The organism is Streptomyces sp. NPDC021562 (assembly GCF_040640875.1).
Taxonomy (GTDB): Bacteria; Actinomycetota; Actinomycetes; order Streptomycetales; family Streptomycetaceae; genus Streptomyces.
Genome location: NZ_JBFACN010000002.1, coordinates 445,542 through 464,333, shown reverse-complemented (window position 1 = coordinate 464,333; position 18,792 = coordinate 445,542). Strand labels below are relative to the sequence as shown.

The 18,792-nt window shown below is 73.0% G+C and carries 16 protein-coding genes; 2 read left to right on the top strand and 14 right to left on the bottom strand.

Going from position 1 to position 18,792, the window contains the following annotated elements; translation table 11 throughout:
* Positions 1-13 precede the first annotated feature (13 nt).
* A complete protein-coding gene (locus tag AB0G52_RS04540; protein WP_361333589.1) occupies positions 14-1,054 on the top strand; it encodes an NlpC/P60 family protein in 1,041 nt (346 codons plus the stop codon).
* A 176-nt stretch (positions 1,055-1,230) separates the two neighbouring features.
* On the opposite strand, the gene gndA is transcribed toward AB0G52_RS04540, so the two are convergent.
* Complete coding sequence (gndA, locus tag AB0G52_RS04535) at positions 1,231-2,670, bottom strand: NADP-dependent phosphogluconate dehydrogenase (protein ID WP_361333586.1); 1,440 nt, start codon at positions 2,668-2,670, stop codon at positions 1,231-1,233.
* Positions 2,671-2,820: 150 nt separating this feature from the next.
* Between gndA and AB0G52_RS04530 the strand changes: the two genes are divergently transcribed.
* The gene (locus AB0G52_RS04530) at positions 2,821-3,771 is read left to right on the top strand and encodes a glycosyl hydrolase (protein ID WP_361333583.1); all 951 of its coding nucleotides are present in this window, start codon (positions 2,821-2,823) and stop codon (positions 3,769-3,771) included.
* 9 nt (positions 3,772-3,780) lie between these two features.
* Here AB0G52_RS04530 and AB0G52_RS04525 read toward each other — a convergent pair whose 3' ends face one another.
* The 13 genes from AB0G52_RS04525 to AB0G52_RS04465 form a co-directional block, all read right to left on the bottom strand.
* The gene (locus tag AB0G52_RS04525; RefSeq protein ID WP_361333580.1) at positions 3,781-5,217 is read right to left on the bottom strand and encodes a zinc ribbon domain-containing protein; all 1,437 of its coding nucleotides are present in this window, start codon (positions 5,215-5,217) and stop codon (positions 3,781-3,783) included.
* A gap of 2 nt (positions 5,218-5,219) precedes the next feature.
* A complete protein-coding gene (locus AB0G52_RS04520; RefSeq protein ID WP_132888533.1) occupies positions 5,220-5,783 on the bottom strand; it encodes a phage tail protein in 564 nt (187 codons plus the stop codon).
* 31 nt (positions 5,784-5,814) lie between these two features.
* Positions 5,815-7,776: a putative baseplate assembly protein gene (locus AB0G52_RS04515; protein ID WP_361333577.1), complete on the bottom strand. Its 1,962-nt coding sequence runs from the start codon at positions 7,774-7,776 to the stop codon at positions 5,815-5,817.
* A gap of 6 nt (positions 7,777-7,782) precedes the next feature.
* Positions 7,783-8,226: a GPW/gp25 family protein gene (locus AB0G52_RS04510; RefSeq protein ID WP_132888531.1), complete on the bottom strand. Its 444-nt coding sequence runs from the start codon at positions 8,224-8,226 to the stop codon at positions 7,783-7,785.
* A gap of 40 nt (positions 8,227-8,266) precedes the next feature.
* Positions 8,267-10,180 carry a VgrG-related protein gene (locus tag AB0G52_RS04505; protein ID WP_361333574.1) on the bottom strand — a complete coding sequence of 638 codons (1,914 nt, stop codon included), beginning with the start codon at positions 10,178-10,180 and terminating at the stop codon, positions 8,267-8,269.
* On the bottom strand, positions 10,180-10,902 hold the full coding sequence (locus tag AB0G52_RS04500) for a LysM domain-containing protein (protein ID WP_132888529.1): 723 nt from the start codon (positions 10,900-10,902) through the stop codon (positions 10,180-10,182). Before AB0G52_RS04500 ends, AB0G52_RS04505 begins: the two co-directional genes overlap by 1 nt.
* 28 nt (positions 10,903-10,930) lie before the next feature.
* On the bottom strand, positions 10,931-11,353 hold the full coding sequence (locus AB0G52_RS04495) for a phage tail protein (protein ID WP_132888528.1): 423 nt from the start codon (positions 11,351-11,353) through the stop codon (positions 10,931-10,933).
* Between the two features lie 68 nt (positions 11,354-11,421).
* A complete protein-coding gene (locus AB0G52_RS04490; RefSeq protein WP_361333570.1) occupies positions 11,422-12,333 on the bottom strand; it encodes a hypothetical protein in 912 nt (303 codons plus the stop codon).
* A 2,922-nt stretch (positions 12,334-15,255) separates the two neighbouring features.
* Positions 15,256-15,426 (bottom strand): DUF6760 family protein, encoded by a 171-nt coding sequence (locus tag AB0G52_RS04485; protein WP_165939330.1) that lies wholly within the window; start codon positions 15,424-15,426, stop codon positions 15,256-15,258.
* Positions 15,423-15,893 carry a hypothetical protein gene (locus AB0G52_RS04480; RefSeq protein ID WP_132888527.1) on the bottom strand — a complete coding sequence of 157 codons (471 nt, stop codon included), beginning with the start codon at positions 15,891-15,893 and terminating at the stop codon, positions 15,423-15,425. The genes AB0G52_RS04485 and AB0G52_RS04480 overlap by 4 nt, the downstream gene beginning before the upstream one ends.
* Complete coding sequence (locus AB0G52_RS04475) at positions 15,893-16,336, bottom strand: phage tail protein (RefSeq protein ID WP_046726369.1); 444 nt, start codon at positions 16,334-16,336, stop codon at positions 15,893-15,895. The genes AB0G52_RS04480 and AB0G52_RS04475 overlap by 1 nt, the downstream gene beginning before the upstream one ends.
* Positions 16,337-16,401: 65 nt before the next feature.
* Positions 16,402-17,994 carry a phage tail sheath subtilisin-like domain-containing protein gene (locus tag AB0G52_RS04470; RefSeq protein WP_132888526.1) on the bottom strand — a complete coding sequence of 531 codons (1,593 nt, stop codon included), beginning with the start codon at positions 17,992-17,994 and terminating at the stop codon, positions 16,402-16,404.
* 153 nt (positions 17,995-18,147) lie between these two features.
* Complete coding sequence (locus AB0G52_RS04465; protein WP_361333565.1) at positions 18,148-18,399, bottom strand: hypothetical protein; 252 nt, start codon at positions 18,397-18,399, stop codon at positions 18,148-18,150.
* Between the last annotated feature and the right edge of the window lie 393 nt (positions 18,400-18,792).

Below are 18,792 nucleotides of genomic sequence, written 5' to 3'. Positions count from 1 at the left end.
GGAGCTCGCCTCCGTGGCGTCCCACCGTCGTCCCAAGCAGCCGAGCCGTGCTCGGGTCACCGTGCTCACCTCCGCCGCCGCTGCCGCCGTGGCCCTCTCCGCCCAGGCGGCCAACGCGGCGCCCAGCGAGAAGCCGAGCAAGAACGAGGTCAAGTCCCGAGTGGACAAGCTCTACGAGGAGGCCGAGCAGGCCACCGAGAAGTTCAACGGGGCCAAGGAGAAGCAGGAGAAGCTGCAGAAGCAGATATCCGCGCTGCAGGACTCGGTCGCACGCGGCCAGGACGAACTGAACGAACTGCGCGACGGCATCGGCTCGATGGCCACCGCCCAGTACCGCAGCGGCGGCCTCGACCCGTCCCTCCAGCTCTTCCTCTCCTCCGACCCGGACAGCTACCTCGACAAGGCGTCCACGCTGGACCAGTTGAGCAGCCAGCAGGTCGAAACGCTGAAGAAGATCCAGGCGAAGCAGCGGGAACTGGCCCAGGAGCGCGCCGAGGCGTCCGGCAAGCTGAAGGACCTGGCCGCCACCCGTACCGAACTCGGCCGGAAGAAGAAGGGAGTTCAGGCCAAGCTCGCCGCGGCGCAGAAACTGCTCAACAGCCTCACCGCCGCCGAGAAGGCCGCCCTCGCCGCCGAGCAGGACCGTGCCAGCCGCTCCTCCAGCGAGCGCGTGGACCTCGGCGGCGACACCTCCGCCACCGGCAGGGCCGCCGCCGCCTTCGCCGCCGCCAAGACCAAGATCGGCACCCCGTACGTGTACGGCGCCACCGGCCCGTCCTCCTACGACTGTTCGGGCCTGACGTCCTGGGCCTACGCGCAGGCCGGCGTCTCCATCCCGCGCACCTCCGAGTCGCAGGCGACCATCGGCACCAAGATCTACTCGGCCTCGCAGCTCCAGGTCGGCGACCTCGTCTTCTTCTTCAACGACCTGCACCACGTGGGCCTGTACGCGGGCAACGGGCAGATCCTGCACGCCCCGCGCACCGGCACGGTCGTCCGCTACGAGTCGATGAGCACCATCGGTGGCCCGTTCATGTTCGGCGTCCGCGTCTGACCGGGGGCGAACTACAGCGCCCGTAAGGGGCGCTGGGGGCACCCCCGGCCGGAGGCTGGGGGAGGAACTGCGCGACAAGCCACGACGGCGCAGTGGACGGCTGAGCACCGATGTGCCGCGACGGTCCGATGTGGCTGATCGCGCAGTTCCCCGCGCCCCTTTCGGGGCGCTTTTGCTCAGGCCTCTGTTTCGGGGCGGCCCTCCGTCGCCCACAGGGTGTGGAAGGTGCCCTCCCGGTCCGTGCGCCGGTAGGCGTGCGCGCCGAAGTAGTCCCGCTGACCCTGGAGGAGGGCCGCCGGGAGGCGGTCCGCGCGGAGCGTGTCGTAGTGGGCGAGGGCCGCCGAGAACGCCGGGACCGGGACGCCCCGGCGGGTCGCGGACGCGACCGTCTCGCGCCACGGCACCTGCGCGTCCGCGATCTCCTTCGCGAACTCCCCCTCCGCGAGCAGGCTGACCAGGTCGGGGTCGGCCCGGTAGGCCGCGCGGATCCGGTCCAGGAAGGACGCCCGGATGATGCAGCCGCCCCGCCAGATCCGCGCCACCGCACCGAGGTCGATCTTCCAGCCGTACTCGGCGGCGGCGTCCTGGATCATCGTCCAGCCCTGGTCGTAGGCGATGACCTTCGACGCGTACAGGGCGTGCTCGACACGGGACGCGAAGCGGTCGGCCTCGGTCGCGCTGAGCGGTGGCGTGGTGCCGCCGGGCAACCCGGCGTAGGCGGCCCGCAGTTCACGGCGCCCGGAGGCCGCGCGGGCGAACGTCGCCTGGGCGATGGCGGTGACCGGCGAGGCCAGGTCCAGCGCGGTCTGCACGGTCCAGCGCCCGGTCCCCTTCTGCCCGGCCGCGTCGGCGACCACGTCGACGAAGGGGGCCCCGGTCGCGGCGTCGACGTGGGCGAGGACGTCGGCCGTGATCTCGATGAGGTAGGAGCCGAGCCGGCCGCCGTTCCACTGGCGGAAGACGTCCGCGATCTCGGCCGGCGCGAATCCGCCCACCTGCCGCAGCAGGTCGTAGGCCTCGGCGATGAGCTGCATGTCGGCGTACTCGATGCCGTTGTGGACCATCTTCACGAAGTGCCCGGCGCCGTCGGCGCCGACGTGCGTGCAGCACGCCTCACCGCCGACCTTGGCGCTGATGTCCTCGAACATCGGCCCGAGGACGGCGTACGACTCGACGGAGCCGCCCGGCATGACGGCGGGCCCGTGCAGCGCGCCCTCCTCGCCGCCGGACACCCCGACGCCCACGAAGTGCAGCCCCTTCTCGCGCAGGGCGGCCTCGCGGCGGCGGGTGTCGGCGAAGTGGGCGTTGCCGCCGTCGATGACGATGTCACCGGGTTCGAGGAGCGGGACGAACTCGTCGATGACGGCGTCGGTGGCCGCACCCGCCTGCACCATGATCATGAGGCGGCGGGGGCGTTCGAGGGCGGCCACGAACTCCGCGGCGCTCTCGGCGCCGACGAACGTGCCCTCGTGCCCGTACTCGTCGAGCAGCGCACGGGTCCGGGCGGGCGTGCGGTTGTGGACGGCGACCGGGTAGCCGTGCCGGGCGAAGTTCCGGGCCAGGTTGCGGCCGATCACGCCCAGGCCGGTCACGCCGATGGCTGCGGATGCGTTCACGGGGGACTCCGATCTGCGGTCGAACGCTGACGTGCCCGGAGGTACGGGCGGACGGTGGGCGTCCGTTCAGACCGGCCCGGTGTCTCGCACAAAGTTCGAAGATGTCCGCACCGCCCGCACCGCGGTGCCGCGACGGACAGACTGCACCCCATGGCTCGTCTGAGGTTCGTCCTGGTCACCGCGCTGGTCGCCCTCCTCCTGCTGCCCGTCTCCCGCCCGGAGACCCCGCGCGCCCCCGCCCCCGGCCCCTTCGGGGCGTACCTCGGCTACGGCGCCGACGGCGTGCGGCGGGTGCGCGCGCTCGGCGCGTGGCTGGGCCGCGACGAACCGCGCGTCGGGCACACGTACCTGCCCGGTGACGTGTGGCCGAACATCGAGGGCGCCCCCGGCTTCGTCCGGCTGTGGGCGCGCTGGCGGCGGGCCGAACCGGACCGGCTGCTCGTCCTGAACGTGCCGATGCTGGAACGGACGGAGGAGCACCTGCCGGACGCCGAGGTCCGCCGCGAACTGCGGCTCGGGGCGGGCGGCTCGTACGACGGCCACTTCCGGGCGCTGGCCCGGCGGCTGGTGGCGGTCGGCGCGCCGGACACCGTCGTCGTCCTCGGCTGGGAGATGAACGGGGTGACGTACACCCACCGCTGCGGCCCCGACCCGGCCGCCTGGAAGGCGTACTGGGCGCGGATCGTCACGGCGATGCGGTCGGTGCCGGGCCAGCGGTTCCGCTTCGACTTCGCGCCCGACCGGGGCCGGGACGCGGTCCCCTGGACCCGGTGCTACCCCGGGGACCGGTACGTCGACATCGTCGGGATGGACGCCTACGACGCCCCGCGCGGGCTCTCCTTCCCGGAGCAGGTGGCGGAGCCCTACGGGCTGCGGGCCCAGGTCGACTTCGCCCGGGCCCACGGCAAGCCCGTCTCGTACCCGGAGTGGGGGCTGTACGAGAACGGGGACGACCCCGCGTACCTGCGGGGCATGCTGGACTGGTTCGCGCGCGTCCGGCCGGTGTACCAGACCCTCACGGACTACTGCCCGCACGGGGTCTGGGGGTGCCGCGGCAACCCCAGGTCCACGGCCGTGTACCGGTCCCTGATGAGGAGATAGGCGCGCGCGTCAGGAGGATCCGGCGCTGGACGGGCCGAAGAACTCGATCTCGGCGATGGCGACCTGGGTCTCGGCCGACGCCTGGTACGACGACTCGATCGTGAAGCGGACCGAGACGACGTCCGCCGCGCGGAAGTCGCGGGTCTGGCCGCCGGCCGTCTGGTCCAGGACCAGCTCCCGGTCCTCGGTCTTTCCGTCGGCCGTCTTGATCGTCGCCTTCAGCCGGTGCGGCAGCGCCGACTTCTTGAGCTGGTCGAAGTGGGTCGACTCGCCCGAGGTGAAGATGACGTTGAGCAGCCGGGTCGGCTCGTCGAAGCGGGCCTCGATCCACTCGCCCTGGCCGGCCTGCGTCACACCCGGGCCCCACCAGGTGTTGTTCAGCTTGTCGAAGGCCAGGTCCGGCTTGTGGCCCGCGTACGAGCGGGACGCGCTGACGCGGTCCGGGGGGACCTGGACGCGCTTGGCGAAGTGGTCGCGGGTGGCGCTGATCGCCTTCGGCGTGTTGACCGCCAGGACCGCGACGACGGTGAGGAGGAGGGCCACGCCGATCCAGGTGAGGACGCGGTCGAAGGTGCGGCGGAGGCGGGGGCGGTCGCCCGCCCACGGGGTCTCGCGGTTGCGGAGGTCGAGGATGCGGCGCCACCACGGGCGGGGGGCGGAGGGGGAGGCGTCGGGGTGGCCGGCCATGGGCATGGCGCAGCGGGTGCAGAAGTGGCGGTCGGGGCGGTTGGGGGTGGCGCACCAGGGGCAGGGGGTGCCGCCGTGGGCGCCGAGGTCCTCGCCGGGGGCGCGGACGGAGGTGGGGCGTTGGGGGGTGGGGCGGCCGGGGAGGACGGGGGAGACGGTGGCGGGGGCCGGGGTGGGGGTGGGTTCCGCCACCGGGATGAGCAGGCGCCGTGCCCTGTCGTGGGCGTCGTCGCCTTCGGTGGGTGAGGGCTGCGGGGGCTGCGTCGTCTCGTCGGGGGTTTGAGGTGTGGGGACGGTGGGGGCGTCGGGGGGCTGGGGGGCCTGGGGGGCCTGGGGGGCCTGGGGGGCCTGGGGGGTCGGGACGGTGGGGGCGTCCGGGGTCGTGGGGGCCGTGCGGGTGGGTTGTGGCTGGTCGCGCAGTTCCCCGCGCCCCTGACGGGGCGCTGTCGTGGCCGGTGGCGAGGAGGGGCCGTGGTCCTGGCGGGGTGTTGTCGGTGTCGTGGCTTCCTGGGCGTCGGGGGGTGCCGTTGCGGTTGCCGTTGCTGTTGCCGGTGTGCGGGTGTCGCGTGGGGGGAGGCCGGTGCCGCCGTCGCGGCGGGTGAAGGCGTCCCAGCCCGGGGGCGGGCTCGCGGAGTTCGCCGCCGCGGCCGGGGTGTCTTTGTTGCCGGTCCAGCTCAGGACCCCTCCGCAGGCGTCGCAGAAGGACTGGCCCGGTTCGGCGACCGTGCCGCACTCCGTGCAGTTCTGGGTGGTCGTCATCGCTACGGGGTCCTTTCGGCGGACGGAGAAGAAGCGGTCACCTGGACCGTGTAGGGCATGTGGGCGGGGCGGGCGGCGGCCACGAGGCGTTCCAGGCGGACCTCGTCGGCCGGGGTGGGCGCGGGCAGCGTGAGGTGGACGTGCAGGTGGGGGCGCGGGGCGCCGGGGAACGCGCCGAGCGGGCGGGCGCTCCAGGCCGCGCCGCCGCTCTCGGTGATCTCCGGTGCCACGCCGAACGCCAGCCGGACCGCCTCGGACAGGCCGCGCCGGGTGCCCCGGATGCGGTGCAGGTAGGCGGCCGCGGCCACCGCCGCGCGGAGCAGCGGTGCCGGTTCGGTGCCGTCCGTCTCCGCGCCGACCCAGGTGCCGAGCCACTCCGCGAAGTCCAGCGGGGCCAGCGCCGGGTCGAAGTAACTGGGCAGGCAGTCCAGGACGTTGGGGATCGGGGCGATCACGTCGTCCAGGCCGGCGACGAAGCGCAGGGCGAGGTCGTCGTCGGCGAAGACCGCGGGGAGCATCGGGCCGATGGGGGTGGAGGAGCCCAGGCCGTCGATCGAGCCTCTCAACGCGGACCTCCGGACACGTCGTCGACCGTCGTCATTCGCCGATCACCCGGACCCGGTGGTCGTAGGAGAAGACCAGGGACGGGGCGTCCAGGTCGATGCGGTCCGTCGGGTCGCCGCGCTTGCCGGTGAGCGGGTCGGCGGGGTGCAGGACGACCTCGTCGACGAGTTCCACGCCGGGGACGCGTTGCAGCACCGCGAAGACCTCACCGGACTGCACCGGGCGCCCGAACGGCCAGCCCTTGCCGTCGGCGCCGCCGGTCAGCGGGTCGAGGTGGCGGTAGAGGGCGTCGTGGGCCTGGCGGCGGACCCGGTCGACGTCCACCCCGCGGAAGGCGTGCACCGTGGCGACGACGGTGACGCCCTGGTAGAAGGGCGGTCCGACGGCCAGCCTGGTGCCGATCAGGCGGCGTTCGTCCAGGTGCCGGGTGATGCGGTCCAACAGGGCGTCACCGGGCACGAGTTGCTCGAAGCGCAGCCGCCCGCCGGGGTCCGGCACGGCCTGCGGGACCACCAGGACCCGCACCGCGTAGGCGCCGTGCTCGCCCTCCTCGCCCTCCAGGCAGGTGATGCGGGCGGTCTCCGGGGCGGCGCGGCGGGCCAGCTCCTCGTAGTCCCGCAGGGTCACCGCCCGCTCCTGGGCGCGCAGCGTGATCGGGGCGCGCACCTTGGCCTCGGCGACCGTCTCGCCGTCCACTCCCCCGCGCGCCGCCTCCCGGTTGACGACCTCGGAGACGTACGGGATGGAGGAGCGCAGGATCTGTACGGCCCCCCGGGCCACGTTGCCGTCCCGGCCGCCGCCGGTGCGGTAGCGGCGGGCCCGGATGACGGCGCCCTTCGCGGCCACCGCGCCGTACTGGCGCAGCGAGCCGTCCGGTTCGCGCACCGCGGGGCCGAACGCGATCTCGCCGGTGGTCGCGTCGAGCGTGATGTGCCGGTCGTACGGCCCGGAGGCCGCGAAGTGCGGGACCACCTGCCAGTCCAGCCAGCCGCCCTCGCCGTCGTGCTCGGCGGTCTGCAGGAGCAGCGGCGGGGTGTCACCGACGACCGGGGCGTGGGCGAGCTGCAGCCGCTGGCCGGGCAGGCCGGTGGACTCGCCGAGCGCCTCGTCCTCGACGGTCTCCGCGTGCACCGCGCCCGTGGTGCCGCCGATCGTGCAGGCCTCGGCGAACCGGACCGTCGGGGAGGTGGTGTAGAAGGGCTGGTCGGGGTGGGGTTCGGTGACCCGGCAGCGCAGCCAGCCCGCCTCCCGGCCGCCGTTGCGGGACAGCACGTGACCGCCGGGGACGTGCAGCACGACCTCGCCGGGCCGGTTCAGACCACCGGTGCCGTCCTGGTCGACCTCGCACTCCCGCCAGCCGTCCTCCGTCCACGCCTCCCACACGAGCGGCGGCTGCCGCGGGTCCACGCCGACACCGTCGACCCTGCTGTCCAGGTCGAGCGCGACCGCGCAGTGCGGGACGGCCGCGGACAGGCCGAGCAGCATGCAGTCACCGGGGTTCGGGGACTCCGTGAAGCACAACAGGTCCTTGCCCTCGGCGAGTTCGTGGGTGAGGTCGACGACGGCCGAGCCGCGCTCCTGCTTCATCAGGTGGTGCAGCGCGCTCGGCACGATCGCCAGGTCGCGTTCGGTCGCGAAGACCACCGCCTCCTGGGTCTCGGTACGGCGGGTCGCCACCTCGGTGCCGACCGGCACCGGAACCGTCTCCTCCTGGGCCGCCGACAGCCAGAACGTCACCTCGGTGCGGGCCGCCGACGGCGGGAACAGCGTGATGCCGACCAGGTCAAGGAAGGCCAGGTGGTTCTTCTCCGGGACCCGGTTGAGCCGGTACACGATCTGGTCGGCCATGTGCGCGACCGTCTCCACCAGCGTGATGCCGGGGTCGGAGACGTTGTGGTCGGTCCACTCCGGCGCGCGCTGCTGGATGTAACGCTTGGCGTCGTCGACGAACTGCTGGAAGCGCCGGTCGTCGAGGTTCGGGGAGGGCAGGGCCATCGGGGATCAGCGGTCGCTTTCCGAGGAGTCCGAGGAGGCGGGCGGCAGGTCCGGCTCGTCGTGGGACGGGATGACGTAGAAGGGGAAGACCAGGCTGCGCGGGTTGTTGGTGCCGCGGATCGAGTAGCGGACGTCGATCATCAGCACGCTCGGGTCGGCCCCGGTGCTGACCTCGACGTCCTCGACCTCGATCCGCGGTTCCCAGCGGTCCAGGCTGGTGTACACCTCGTGCTGGATCCGGCCGGCGGTCTGTTCGTTGACCGGCGCGAAGACCAGGTCGTGGATGGCGCAGCCGAACTCCGGGCGCATCGGGCGTTCACCGGGGGCCGTGGACAGCACGAGCCGGATGGCCTCCTCGACCTCCTTCTCGCCGCTGACCAGGGCGATACCGCCGGTGGGTCCGATCCGCAGCGGGAAGGACCAGCCCGAGCCCACGAACTGTTCTGCCATCAGCTCCGCACCCGCCTCTCGCCGAGGACCTCGCGCCCGCTCATGCCGGGATCACCATCACCGTCAGTCCGCCCATCATCAGGTTGCCGAGGACCGGCACCTCGGGGGCCTGGATCGCCACGGTGGCCAGGGAGCTGATCGCGACGGCGGCGTTGCCGCGCAGCGACAGGGCCGCGTTCGCCATCAGGTTCACGGCGGCGGCGTTCACGGTGACCGCGCCCGCGGGGGACTTGATGTCGACGAGTTCCGCGCTCTGCAGGGAGAGCGGTCCGCCGCTCCTGATGCTGAGCGCGCCGCCCGCCTTCAGGGACAGGTTCGCGCCGGCCTCGACCGACACCGACCTGCTGCCCTTGATGGAGACGCTGCCCTTGCTGTCCACGGTGATCTCGGTCTTCTGCCGGTCGAGGTGGACGGTCAGCTTGTCGTCGCCGCTGGCGAGCCGGACGCCCTGTTTGCGGCCCCGCTGGTCGAGCAGGTCCATCCGGTTGCCGACGCGGTCGGAGATCGTGTGCCGGGTGGCACGGCCGCGCATCCCGTCGTGCAGCGGTACGTCCCTGACCCTGGTCGGCTTGTCCTTGCCGTTGTAGAGGCCGCCGATGACGTACGCGTGGTCGAGGGCGCCCCGGTCGAAGGCGACCAGCACCTCGTCCCCGACGTCCATCGGGAACACCCCTCCGCCGCGCACCCCGCCCATCTGCACGGTCCGCGTCCAGTCGCTGACGTAGGTGTCGTCGAGCCAGGGGAACTTGATCTTCACCCGGCCCTGCTGGAGCGGGTCCTGCACGTCGGTGACGAGCGCCGGGGCCACACTGAGCTGCCGGTCGGAACCGGCGTCGGTGCCCCCGCCGCCCGAGGCCACCCCGTACAGCGACCGCCACTGCCGGCCGCTGACCGTCACCCAGGTCTCGTAGTGCTTGGCGTCGCCGAAGACGTGCCGTACCGAGGTCACCGTGTACTTGCCGGCGAAGGGCGTGCCGACGTCCTTGAGCGCCACCGGCACCCCGGGCCGCAGCTGCGGGTTGCCCCGGACGATCACCTCGACCTCCGCGAACCCGCTCGTCACGTCGTCGGAGAGGGCGTCGGCCGCGAACTTCACCTCGGACTGCTTGTCGTAGGGGGTACGGGTCTCGACCAGCTTGGCCGTCGGGAACTTCGCGTAGGCGTCGCCGGGGGTGGCGCCGATGCTGTACGCCTTGTTGCCGTTGGCCTTCGAGGTCGCGGTGAGCGTCTTCTTCGTCGTCACGTCCCAGCCGCGGGACTCGACCGTGGCGACCTGGTCGGCGGCGGTCACCGCGGAACGCAGCCGCAGGATGTCGTGCCCGGCCTCCAGGACGAAGGGGCTCTTGTCGCCGTCCGTGCTGGTCGAGGGCGCCCCGGAGGCGTCCTTCGGCTTCACGAACTGGAACTTGCCCTTCGCGTCGACCGACATGACCATCTCGTTCTCGTCGGCGAGCCGCGCCAGGAACTCCCAGTCGGTGACGTTGCTCTGGCTGATGAACTCGTAGACGGTCTTCGTCGCGTCGATCCGGCCGATCGGCACCCCGTCCTGCCCGGCCAGCTTGCGGGCGATGTCGGAGGCCGTCTGGTTGCGGTAGGCCACCACCCGGCGCTGGCGCATCAGCCTGAAGCCGTTGTCGTAGCCGCGGATCACCGCGTAGCTGCCGGTGCCGTCGTACTCGGCCTCCATCGCGGTGACCTCGCCGGTCAGCAGCGGGCCCGCGGTGTCCAGGCCGTCGGACATCGGGGTGAGCACCACCTCGCTGCCGAACTTGACGCCCAGGTCGCCGAAGAGCTTGCGGTCCTTGTCGCGGAAGGTCAGGTGGAAGGCGGCGGGCACCCCGACCCCCTGGTCCACGTGGGCCTCGACCAGCGCGGACCCCCACACCGGGTCGGACTTCAGGTCCTTCCCGTCGATGGTGACCTTGATGATGTTCGAATACGCGTACTTCACCATCAGCGCCGCACCTCCTCGGCGGCGGGCAGCACGAGTTCCGTGCCGGTGGGCAGCCGGTTCGGGTCGTCGATCCCGTTGGCGTCGGCGATCGCCCGCCACGCCGACGCGTCGCCGTACTCCCGCCAGGCCAGCGCCTGCAGCGAGTCCCCGGCGACCACCCGGTGCACGCGCTGCGCGGTGAGCGCCCCGGAGGTCGGGTTCTGCCCGGGGGTCTTGGTCGGGATCTCCTGGAGCTGCAGTCGGCAGGTGGCCCGGATGGGCATCCCGCTCGTCCCGAACAGGGTGTAAGAGGCGTCGGCGGAGGCGACGAACGCCGTGAAGCGGGCCGTCGAGAACGAACCCCACTCGAAGACCACCCACGGCGGCGAGGGCCGCTTGTTCGCGATGCTCTGACTGGTGACCTCGCAGCAGGTCAGCAGCGACTCGACCTTCTTGAGCACCGTGTTGTCGGTCGGGTCGTCGGAGGAGTCCAGGAAGATCTCCACGTTCATCTGCCGGGGGTACGCGCCGAGGAACTCCGGGAGCGGGCCGTCGCGTTCGATCGGCGCGTACGAGGACTTCCAGTCGGCGCGGCGGCCGATGCTGAGCTGCGCCGGGTTGAAGTCGAAGTGGAAGGACTTGATGAGAGCGCCCGGGGTGCGGCTGCCGCTCGGTGGGGGCTGGTGGATCTCCAGGGTGGCGCGCACGAGGCTCTTGCCGGCGCCCCGGCTGCTGCTGGCCATGTCTTTCGTCTCGTCTCTCTCGTCCCGGTCAGTCCGTGAAGCCGTGGTGGGTGATCTCCAGGACCTCGGTGGCCACGGCGGGGCTGGCGGGGTCCAGGGAGGGGCCCTGCCAGCTCACGGGCAGGACGTCGAGAAGACCCCAGCGGGCGACCTCCGAACCGTCCGCCCGCAGTGCCGTGATCTGGGCGGTGGGGCGCTTGATGCCGGTCTGCACGGAGGAGATCCACTTGGCGACCTTCGAGGTGTCCGGGGTGAGCGGACGGGTCAGCCGGATGGTGGAGAAGGTGACGCGGGTGGGCAGTTGCCACACGAAGCCGTTGTTGCCGCCCTCCTGCCTGCGCTCGACCTCCACCTGCGAGGACAGCCCCTGGCACCCGTTGAAGTAGCCGAGGCTCTCGCCGTCGATGGAGAGGCTGAACCAGATCGTGGTTCCCGGGTCCTGGCGAGCCATCGGGGGCCTTTCTGTGGGTGGGGCGGGTGACGGGTGGTGGGTGGTCGGTGGTGGTGGGTGGGCGGGGGTCAGGGGCGGAAGTCGCGCAGCTTGCCGACGCGTTCGCGGTCCCGGCGCAGTTCGGTGCGGACCTGCCGGGTGATCCGGTCGATGATCCGGTGGACCAGTGCGTCCACCTGGTACTCGGTCAGGGCCCGGGGGTCGAAACCGCCCTCCTCGATCGCCATGTACGCCGGCGGATCGTCGTCGCCTGACGAGGCGGAGGCGGAGTACGACGGCGGGGGATCGTCCGGGGGTGAGGACGAGGGCGGCGGCGGAGGTGGCGGGGGCGTCTCGGACTTAGTGAGCGGGGCGTGGGGGCGGGTGGGGGTGGGGGTGGAGGTGGAGCCGGTGACCGGGGTCTTCTTCACGGAGTGCGGGGGAAGGACCGGCGGGAGCGAGGTGGGGAGGGGGTCGCGCTGGACGGTGGGGGGGTTGAGGGGCGCCAGGGGAAGGGGGGTCGTGCTGCGTCGGGGGGCGGTTGCGCCGGTGCCGGTGGTTCGGAGGGGGACCGGCTGGGAGGTGCCGGCGGCGGGGGTCGCCCGCTGCACCGGGAGGGCGAGGGAGGGGGCGGCGGCCGCGGTCGCCGTGCCGACGGGCGTGGGCGGGAACGTCCGGCGCGGCGCGCTGTCCGACACGTGGGCGGGCGTGTTGGCGGAGGGGGTGGCGGGGTGCCGCTGGACGGATACGGGGGCGACGCCGGGTACGTGCGCCGGCGCGCTGTCCGGTGGGGTGGCGGGGTGCCGCTGGACGGGCGCGAGGGGCGGGGCCGGGGCCGGGGGTTCGGTCAGGAACGGGGGTGTGGCGGGGGTGAAAGGGGGCTGGTGGTAGGCGCCGGGCGGGATCGACGGTGTGTGGGGGGTGGGTGGGTTCGGGGCGGTCGCCGGAGACGGCCGGCCGGCCGGGCGGTTCGCCGTGCCGGCCGGTGTCTGCCGCTGCACGGGCCGTGCGGGGGACGTGAGGGGGGCGCCGAGACCGAGGCGGGGAGTGCGGGAGGTGCCGGTTGTGCCCGGGGTGCCGGGGGCACGCTGGGCGGATGCGGATGCGGATGCGGGAGCCGGAGCCGAGGGGGTGGGGGCAGGGGCAGGAGTCTCCGTGCTGTGCGTGGTCCGGCGCTGCACCGGAGGGTTGGTTGCGGCGGCGGCTGCGGGGCGTGCGGGTACCGCGCGCGGCGGTGTCAGGGGGGCGCCGAGGCCGGGACGGGGGGTGCTGGGCGGTGACACGGTGCGCTGCACGGAGGGGGTGCTGCCGCCGGTCGCCGGCGTGACGGCCGGTGGGGGCTGGTCGCGCGGTTCCCCGCGCCCCTGACGGGGCGCTGTCGTCGCCATGTCTGTCGGGCCGCCGTGAGCCGGGAGGGGTGCTTTCGCAGCAGCGGCCGCCGCGCCACCGTCGCCCTGTCCGGACACCGACGACGCCCCGCCCGCCGAGCCATCCCGGCCCCGAAGGGGCACCGCAGCGGCATCGCTCTGACCGGGCACTGTCGACGCCGTGCCTGACGGGTCCCGACGGCGCTGAACGGACACCGCAGAAGCCCCACCCGCCGAGCCATCTCGACCCGGCAAAGGCCCACCCGTCGCAGCACCAGCGGGACCACCTTCACCTTGACCCGAAGCCGACGGCACCCCGGCCGCCGAACCTCCATCACCCTGACGGGACTCCGACGACGCCACGCCTGACGGGTCCCGACGGCGCTGAACGGACACCGCAGAAGCCCCACCCGCCGAGCCATCTCGACCCGGCAAGGGCACCCCAGCCACGGCACCAACCGAGCCGCCCTCACCCTGACGGGACACTGACGGCACCACACCCGCCGCACCGCCCTGGCGCTGAACGGACGCCGTTGACGGGCCGGCTGTCGAGCCATCTCGGGCCTGCGAGGGCCGCCCCGTCGCAGCACCCTCACCCGACACCGACGGGACCACACCCGCCGTGTCGGCCTGGCGCTGGACGAACGCCGTCGACGGGCCACCTGCGGGGCCACCCCGGCCCTGAAGCGGCGGCCCCGTCACAGCACCAGCCGAACCACCCACACCCGCCGTGCCACCCTGGCGCTGAACGGACGCCGTCGACGGCCCACCCGTCGAGCCATCTCGGCCTTGGGAGGGCCGCCCCGGCGCGGCACCAGCCGGATCACCTGCACCCTGACCCGACACCGACGGGACCACACCCGCCGTGTCGGCCTGACGCTGAACAGACGCCGTCGACGGCCCGCCCGCCGAACCACCCCGCCCCTGCGAGGACTGCCCCGTCGCAGCACCCTGACCCGACGCCGACGGGACCACACCCGCCGTGTCGGCCTGGCGCTGCACGGACGCCGTCGACGGGCCACCTGCGGGGCCACCCCGGCCCTGAAGCGGCGGCCCCGTCACAGCACCAGCCGAACCACCCACACCCGCCGCGCCACCCTGGCGCTGAACAGACGCCGTCGACGGCCCACCCGTCGAGCCACCTCGGCCCTGGGAGGGCCGCCCCGGCGCGGCACCAGCCGGATCACCTGCACCCTGACCCGACGCCGACGGCACCACACCCGCCGTGTCGGCCTGACGCTGCACGGACGCCGTTGACGGGCCGGTTGTCGAGGCGCCCCGTTCCTGGAGCGGGGCTCCCGGCGCGGCACCGGTACGGCCGGGGGCGTCGCCGCGGGGCGTTGTCGTCGGAGGGGTGTCCGGGGTCGCGCTCTTCGGACGCCGCTGAACAACCGTCGGCAGCGACGGTGCCGCCGGTGCCGTACGGCCGCTGTCCGAAGCACCGCTCGACCGCCGCTGGACAACAGGTGCGTGGGCCGGCGGGGTCGTACGACCGGCGGCAGCCGTGCGCTGTCCCGGTGGGCGTGGGGCCGCGTCCGGCGTGGCGGGACCTTCGGACCGGCCCGGCGGCGGAGCCGCTCCCTCGGGCGCCCGCTGCACCACCGCGTCCCCGCCCGCTTCGCCCCCCGCTCGGTCACCCTCGTCCGCCGCCACCGTCCGCGGCGCCGACGGCAACGTACGGCGCTGCGCGGCCGTGGCCGCCGTACTCGTCGGCGCCTGCGTCAGCGCGCTGCGCCGAGGCGTGACAGGCGGTGCCGGTGTGACCCGGGGGCCGGTGGCCGGAGCCGGGACCGCCGGGGTCGCCTGCGGCGCCCATGCCACCGGCACCGCACCCGGGGCCGTAGGGGCAGTCGCCGACGCGGACCGCTGGACAGCGGGCGTCGCGCCCTTGACCGGCGCGTGGGCGGGAGTCGGCGACGTCGCCGCACTCCCCCCGTTCCCAGCGCGCCCCACCAGGGGCACCCGCTGCACCGCAGCCGCCATGAGCCCTCGCGGCCCGCCCCCACCTCCGGAACCCCTCACACCACGTGCGCCGCTCGCACCACCCGTCTGCGCCGGAGCGGCCGAACTGACCGGACCGGTCGGACCGGCCGGACCACCCCCGACCGCCCGCAGCGGCACCACCGGAACCGCTGCCCCACGGCCGCCCGCCCGTGCCGTCGGACCCGCCAACGGCAGTGCCTGCGCGGGGCGTTCGAGACCGCCCAGCGCTCCCGTGCCCGTCAGCCCCGTGGCGCCGCCGCTGCTCGCCAGGGTCGCGCTCGACTCGCCGTCCAGGACCGCGTGGGAGCGGGTGCCCATGAACGACGGGTTCTGCCACGTCGGCAGCCGCCCGCCGAACCCCGAGTCCGCGACCGGGCCGCCCGTCCCGAGCGCACGCTGGATCGGCGGCAGCCCGGACCAGGCCGCCGCCACCACGGGACGTGACACCGCACCACGGACCTCGTCCCCGGCCGAACCCGGGGCCGGACCTGCCACCGCTCCCGAAGCCCCGTCCCCGGCATCGCCCCCGGTGCCGCGGTCGCGTCCCCGTGCTCGGTCCCAGAAGCCCACCGTTCAGCCCTCCGTACCGGCGGCGGCAGCCGCCCTGGTCACCAGGGACGCGATCTCGGCCGTGTAGCGGCGGCGGTCGGCGTGCTCCAGGTCCAGGATGTCCTCGAGGTTCCAGTGGAAGTGGTAGGCGACGTACGCGATCTCCTCGTGCAGCCGGTCGGTCGCGTACGTCACGATTCCCCCAGGCGGCTCCCGCCGAGTTCCACCTCGAAGGGCTCCGAGCAGTGCGGGCAGTTGACCGCGGCCCGGGTGTGGCCCTCGGCGTTGATCTGGCGGTAGAAGTCCTGGAGGAACGCCAGGTCGGAGGCGAACATGTTCTCCACGATGCCGTCGTGCATGAGCGGCAGCGTGCCGAGCCGGGTGATGACCCGGCCCAGCAGGACCACCGACAGGAACGCCGGGTTCTCCTGGACGCGGATGTCCCGGAGCGGGATCAGCTCGTCCCGTGCCGTCGACAGCCGCATCACACCGTCGCGGTGGACGGTGCCCTGCTCGTCGACGTACCCGCGGGGCAGCTGGAACGGGAACTCCGTGCGCAGCACCTCGCGGGGCGCCTCGGGTTGCGGGGCGGCCGGGGGCGCCGTCACCTCCGGTGCGAGCGGCGCCCCCACGCTCCCGGCCCGGCCGGCCGAACGCCTCATTACTCGATGACCAGTTCTTCGAACGTGATGGTCACGGACTCGGTCAGCGCGGACGCCTCGCCCGCCTTGACCGTGCTGGTGTCGATCTTGCTGCACCAGGCGTTGCGCAGGTTGTAGCGCTTCACCGGGGTGTTCTGGAAGTCCATCATGATGATGGTGGCGTTCTTGCGGGCCGTGGCCATCTGGCCGTTGATCGACTCGTTGATCCACTGCGTGAACGACGACGACTGGGTCATACCGCGTACGACCGTGCAGGTGCCGTTCTTCTTCACTCCCGGCAGGTTGCGGACGTGGTTCTTCCCGTCCGGCGTGTTCTGCTGGTAGGTGATGACGTCCTGCTCCATCGACAGACCGCTGACCTCGGCGAGGTACTCGACCATCACGCCGTCGATCTGCAGGCCGAAATTGTGTGATGTGAGGGCGTCACCCGGCTGGAGACTCATGTCCTACTGCCCGTTCTGCTGAAGTTGCCTGGAAAATCGGTTGGTCGGGGGAAGAGCCGGTGGTGCTACTCCTGCAGTTCGCCGCTGCCGCTGGAGAACTGGGCCAGCCGGAAGATCACGAACTCGGCGGGCTTGACCGGCGCGATGCCGATCTCGCAGATCACGCGGCCGACGTCGACCGACTCCGGCGGGTTCGTCTCCTCGTCGCACTTGACGTAGTACGCCTCCTCGGGCCGCTGCCCGAACAGGGCGCCGCTGCGCCACTCGTTGACGAGGAACGCGGAGATGTTGCGCCGGATGCGGGCCCAGAGGTTGTGGTCGTTGGGCTCGAAGACCACCCACTGGGTGCCGATCAGGATCGACTCCTCCAGGTAGTTGAAGTACCGGCGGATGTTCAGGTAGCGCCAGGCCGGGTCCGAGGAGAGCGTGCGGGCGCCCCAGATGCGGATGCCGCGGCCGGGGAAGGCACGGATGCAGTTCACGCCGATCGGGTTGAGCAGGTCCTGCTCGCCGCGGGTGATCTGGAGCTCCAGGTCGACCGCGCCACGGATGACCTCGTTGGCGGGGGCCTTGTGGACACCGCGCTCGGCGTCGTTGCGGGCCCAGACGCCGGCCACGTGACCGGACGGCGGGATCAGCCGGGACTGGCCGGACGACGGGTCGAAGGTCTTGATCCAGGGGTAGTACAGGGCCGCGTACTTGGAGTCGTAGCCGGCCGTCTCCTGGCGCCAGACACGGATCTGCCGGGCGTTCAGGCCCGGCGGCGGGTCGATGACCGCGACCCGGTCGCCCATCAGCTCGCAGTGCGCGATCAGGCCGAGCTGGACGGCCTTGACGGCCTCCAGGTCGATCGCGCCGCGCTGGTAGGCGGCCATCAGGTCGGGCACCGCCACCATGGACACCTCGTCGACGGCCTCCAGGCCGCCGAAGCCGGTGCGGTCGGCGGAGTCGCCGAGGTAGGTGGCGGGGCCGGGGTGGGAACCGGCGTCCACGACGGGGGGCGCGGACGCCGGTGTCTGGGTCGGCGCCACGAGGGCCACCGTCTGGTTGTCCGGACGGGCCAGCTGCGCGGCGGGCGCGGCCTCGGTCACGGTGATGAGCTTGGAACGCTCCTTGACCTGCGTGACGACGTAGTTGCGGCCGCCCTTCTTCGCGGTCACGTCGAAGGTCTCGACGGGCTTGCCGCCGTCCTTCACGATCAGCTTGAAGCGCTCGGCGGGGCCCTCGCCCTCCGGGTCGGCGACCTCGACGCTCAGGTCGCCGGAGGCCACCGCGCTCACCGTGAAGGTGCCTAGCTGCTTGGCCTCGCCGGCCGGGAGTGCGGCGGGCGCGGCGGAACCGTTGACGGCGGCGGGGGACTTGGCGCCCTCGGGGGACCCGTCGGTCCCTTCGGAGGTGCCGCCGACGCGGACGACGTACGCGGCCGTGCCACCGTTGTTGAAGAAGCCGTAGACGGAGTGCGCGAGGTAGTACCCGTCGGTGAACTCACCGAAGGCCGCCACGTACTGCGTCCAGTTGGTCACCAGGGTCGGCTCGTTCAGCGGACCGGTCGGGGCCAGGCCCACGAAGGCCGCCACCGACGTGCCCACCCCCTCGATGGGGCGCGAGCCACTGGCCACCTCCTCGACGTAGACGCCGGGCGACAGGTAGGACGGCATGCTCTGCTCTCCTCGGGGTACGAGACAGGAACGTCTCCACCCTCACGCGCGAGGCCCGTCCGCCGAAACGGCCCGAGGTGCCTGCCCGGGGGCAGTCCGCGTGCCCGGAAGGGCAGGACACGCGGACCGGCGGGCCGTACCGGCGCCGGATGCTCAGCGCAGCGCGATGGTCAGCATCGCGCCGATCAGGTCGGGGTTCCCGGGAGTGGCCCAGCACTCGTACCAGGTACGCCCGGCCTCCCTGTCGTACATGCGGAAGTACCAGAGCGGGTCGCCGCTGTCGAGGGTGCAGCGGCCGCCAGGCTGCTCGCGGGCGTAGTTCTCCATGGTGACGTAGTCGTCGCCGGCCTTCTCCATCACACCGCCGAAGTGGTACGGCATGGGGCGGTCGCCGGTCGCCCGCATGTCCGCGAGCTGATCCGCGTCGGCCGGGGCGCGGACGGGCGGGGTGCGCGGCCCGCGTCGCGGTCCGGTGCGGAACCCGTGCTTGAGCGTGCGTATGCCTGCATGTACCGTCCTCTCGCCTCTCGTCGTTCTACCCGGGCCGGCGGCGGGACTGAAGAGCCGCAGGGGCACTCCTGGCACCCTGCCTTTCGTCCGGACGGCCAACTGAACGGCTCGTTCGGGCACTTGAAGCTGCCCTCGTTCCTGCGACACCGTCGCGGGCCGCCCGTAGCGTGTCGACGTGAGCCTGTGGACTTCTCTGGAACCCGCCTCCGCGACCGTCGACCCGGGCGGCAGCACGCGCGTACGCCTGCGCCTGCGCAACACCGGCGACGTCGTCGACGAGTACCGCTT